Origin of the sequence: Apilactobacillus kunkeei, from assembly GCF_005930975.1 — a bacterium.
Classification (GTDB): Bacteria; Bacillota; Bacilli; order Lactobacillales; family Lactobacillaceae; genus Apilactobacillus; species Apilactobacillus kunkeei_E.
On record NZ_VBSE01000027.1, the window covers coordinates 1 to 4534 of the forward strand.

The 4534-nt window shown below is 41.2% G+C and carries 3 protein-coding genes; all 3 read right to left on the reverse strand.

What is annotated here, in order from left to right; all coding sequences use genetic code 11:
- Positions 1 to 707: hypothetical protein (locus FD688_RS07335; RefSeq protein WP_190242841.1), on the reverse strand; the 707-nt coding region annotated here is incomplete at its 3' end.
- A gap of 930 nt (positions 708 to 1637) precedes the next feature.
- Positions 1638 to 3455 (reverse strand): Rep family protein, encoded by a 1818-nt coding sequence (locus FD688_RS00120; protein WP_138741313.1) that lies wholly within the window; start codon positions 3453 to 3455, stop codon positions 1638 to 1640.
- A gap of 572 nt (positions 3456 to 4027) precedes the next feature.
- Positions 4028 to 4534: hypothetical protein (locus FD688_RS00125; RefSeq protein ID WP_225426071.1), on the reverse strand; the 507-nt coding region annotated here is incomplete at its 5' end.

The window sequence follows — 4534 nt, forward strand, 5'->3', positions numbered from 1 at the left end:
GTAAACCATTCTTGCACACGTCTAATTGAGTCCATGAATCCATTGTGATGAACAATCTCATGTACATCTTTCGCATCGGCTGTCGCCAATGCTTCATCCGCATCTTTTTGTTCATCAGACTTATGGTGATTAGGATGCATGTTGTAAATCATGACCTTAGGTTCAAATTCTGGCTGTGTGAGGCCTGCTGGAATCATTTTGTATCCCGTACCTTGAATATCTTGTACCAACTCATACATATCAGATACAAGCTGATTACGATTCCTAGTTTCAATAGCATTCGATGCATCAGCTAACGATGCATTATCTTCTTTCAGTTCTGAATTCTTGTATTCAAGCTCTTCTTGTTCTTTTCGCAATTCATCGCGCTTAGCAATCTCGGCATTAGTAAGTGCTTCTTCATGTAATTTCAAATCTTTGTATTCGTCCATTGATAGATGTCCAGTCTTACCAGTCCTAGCCATACTGATAGACTGTAATTCCGGCACATCTGCGAATTCTTTGGAGATGTCAGCTCCTACCACCCGAACTAATTCCGGGTCTTCTCGACTTCTGAACAATGACATTAATTCTCCAGTCTTCAGTTTACGTAATTCATCAGCGGTCTTACCTACGGTGTCGTCTTGCGAAAGCTCAGCAATAACGCCTTCGTTAAACTTCAAAGATGGCTTACCTTTGGCGGTAGTGCCATGTGCGAAGGCTTGCATGTGAATGTGTGGGGCACCGCCCTCATCGACATGGACACCATAATGGCCAACCGTGATATTTGAGTGGCGACGATTAAAGCTATCCGCATACTTCTCAAGACCTCTACCGCAAGCATCTAAATACTGTAAGCGAGCATCTTCATTACTGATATTCCTCGCTCTTGCAATCGCATCGACGGCTTGTTCTTTAGATTCTTTGTTGCCGTAGGTTGCCAGATACAATTTGTCCGGAACGACCTTACTAGCCTGTAAATAGCCAGATACATCGTTATAACGCTTCTTGCTATTCTTCGAATACGCTGAATCACGCTCTTTGATATATGGCATCAAAATCTTGTTTAAGGTCTTTTGGCGATTAGCAATCGTACCCAAGCGATTCATGCTCGTATATTCATCGTTAATCGTGATATTCTTTTCATTTTTTAGCTGTCTGTTGACATGTTTAGCTATGCCATTCCAGCCATTTTTTCCCGATTTTTTCTGCGATTCAACTTGTGCAGTTGCTGTGATTTGCATGCTTTTCATCTCCAATCAAGTACGGAAACCCAACCTACTTTACCTCGGGTCCTGAGGAGCGAAGCTCCCCCGAGGGAAAATAGGTAGCCCTTTACCCATTCTCCCCTGCGTGGAGAATGTACGGGCCCTGCGGGGCTTTCCACGGATAAACCACAAGGGTTTATCCTCTTTAAAATTTATGGTTGTAGCATAGCATGCAACACCCCTAAATTTAGCACGTGGACAAAATTAATCACACTGTGATTAATATAATCAGCATTTATCAATACTGTGTCCACTCACAAAACACTAATACATCATCACAATCTGATACTTTGGTATCAAATTGGATTCGTCTTAGGGAAAATAGGTATACCTATTTTCCCCAAACACGCAACAAAAAAAAGACAGCCTTTTGGCTATCTTTTTGTTGCATCAAACCTGATGCCCATCGTTCAAATCTTCAAGTGATAATAACTTATCGTTATCATCACTTTCATATCCGTAGGCATCATCCATAACTGTGCCTGCATCATTCATGTAATACCCATTAGATAATGCGTCTGGCTTAGTCGCCAGCATGAATGCTTTAGCATCATTACCACTCTTCATCGCTGACAGATATTGCTTCATATCGTTACCGATTTGTTCAGCAACTTTCGTCATATCGGCAGGCGACGTCACGTCCTCACACGTGTATATCTTAGCTAGCCAATGGCCCGCGTAATCTGTTAGCACGTCAGTATCTCTGGCCTGACGGTACTTATGATAGATATACACATAGTATGACGCCCCATGCCCTGCAGTACTTGGCTTCGCTTCCACGTAAAAGGTAATGCGTCGCAATGCCTGAATCATCAAATCGTTAAAGGCACGTCGTTGCTTCTGGTTAACGATATACTCACCATCATCTGAAGTGAAGTATTTGCTACTACCCTTTGAAAACTTAACCATGTCATAGACGAATGTGCCCAAGCTCATCGAGTTCGTTAGCAACGCATAATGAGCAAACCAATCACGGTCGTTGTTACGGCTTGAGATTGGAGCTCGTTGATGCAAGTCAAACACGTTGAAAAACTCACGATACTCGAATGCACCGGCATCAATATCATTCAATACCGTAACATCTTCGCCATTGTAAGTGTTTGTGAAATCGAAAGTCTTCCCAGCACTTGGTGCGGGAGCGTTATGGATACCATGCCCCAAGGTATCCAACTCCATGCCTAAGTACTTGGCCAGTTGTGACTTACCAGTACCGGCAGGACCAGCAATGTAAATGTTGGTCAGGTTTCGGTCTTCTGGGTCGTCCAAAGGTGAAAACATGATGTCATCAGGTTTGTTGACGATATCGTGCTTTAGATAAGCACTGCGCTTAAGCAAGTATTCATCCGATGCATCTCTAAACGGACCTCGATATCGAATCCAGAAAACATGATAGATATCAGTCATTACTTCAGGTGTATAAATTTGTTCACCTTTATCGTTCTTGTAAGCTGATAATGTCTTGTATATCAGGTTTTTAGCGTATTCCGATGCTTGAGCATAGGTCACAGTGCCTTGACTAATTGCCGTTAAAACCTGAGTATAAAACTGACCGATTAAATCACCGTCAAGTAAGCTTTCAAGGATTCCTTTGTTCTTTTTGTTTGATGAAGATAAATCAATACCAAAAGTCCTAGCGATACCTTTTATAAAGTTCGTCGCTTGGTCTTTAGTATCAATTGTTAAAGCTTGTTTGTAGCTGATATCGCCGATGGTATGCACTTCATCGAAACCATAAATATGTTTAGTGGGTTCACCAATCGAAGTTTCACTTATGTGCATTAAATAGCGGTAGACACTAGCTACCGTGTCTTTCTTAAGGTTGATACCTCGAATGTTTTGCATACGTGAAACCTGCAATGCCTTCATCACGGATGATGTTCTTTTTCGATTGTTATGCTTAAATTCAATGATGCCATGGATGTGAGCTGGCTTGTGCACCACGTTCCCGTCTTCGTCGGTCACGGGTTCACCATCATTTGCGGTATCCAGTTGGATATCCTTATCATGTAGAATCCATGTAATGCTTACCACTGAGTCATTATTTTGCTTGTAATAGTCCTTAAACATTTCTTCTCGCCATTTTACCCATTCAGCAACTGTTCGTTTGACGTTGTTAGGATTCTTTGAAACGTCCGTATCAAACTTCCAGTTGACTTGAAATGCCATCATTGTGTACTTTGATTCTTTGTTTTTATTTGGCTTAGCCATAATAAAAAGCCTTCTTTCAATCAGTTTTTTTCGAACTCATCTCAGAAGACCATCACCTAAATTATCTATGTATTATATGTTTAAACTGTTGTAATCAACATTATTATGTTATAATATAATTGTTGATATAGATAATATAGATAATTCATTGAAAGTTTTGGTCGACTGATTCAATGAATTCGATACATAAATTATAGCACGCTTATGATTAATTTCATAGCGTGTTATTTTTTTGGTCCACGTTTTGGGTCCAAGGTAGGAAAATTTGACCCATGGACCCAAGATTTTGGTTGTTTGAAAGGGGGCCAGCCTGTCGGCTTCTAACGGAGTTAAACGTAACGCGCGTGCGCGTTACAGCCGACAGGCCCCCGAAGTAGCAACCGAATTTTTTGGCATTTTGGGTCCGGGTCCAAGAGTTCTTCTCCAGATGTAACTTTTTCCTGAAACTGAAAAATTTAACCCCTTTTGAAACAAAAAAGAGTTCAGATAGAAGTTCGCTATCCGTACTCTTTTTTATTTGTAATCATTTTGTGAGTGGTCTTTTGGCGGACGGCTCCGCCGTCACGCCCCATTTACAGTTCAAGGTCGTTATCAGCTTGTTTGCGGTGGATTTTCTTTGTGTTCTGAGCAATTTCTTGTTCGCGTTTCTTCCTCTTTTCTTCTTCTTCACGTTCCTTATTAATGCGAGCCATCTCATCGTTCAATGTCGCTAGCTTGTGAGATGCCGCTCTATTCACCGAAAGTGAAATAAGGCTTCCTATCGACGGTTTCTTTCCGCTTTTAGTTTTAATTATCTCGCCGTCATAAACCTTATTGTACCATTCGGAATCGGCCAACTTTGCATCCTCTGACTTTCCAACACGACCACGTAAATCAAGCGAGTAAGAAACGTTCATAGCTAGGGTTTTAAGGTTATTTTTGCCGTTTTCAGCATCTTGACGAGCTTGTTCAGCCTTTTCTTGCTTTTCTTTTGCTTTGTCCGATTCACGCTTCATTTTAGACGTAAACCATTCTTGCACACGTCTAATTGAGTCCATGAATCCATTGTGATGAACAATCTCATGTACATCTTTCGCATC

Excerpts from the sequence above, each read along its gene's own strand:
- FD688_RS00120 (WP_138741313.1), bottom strand. The coding sequence starts at position 3,455 with ATGGCTAAGCCAAATAAAAACAAAGAATCAAAGTACACAATGATGGCA.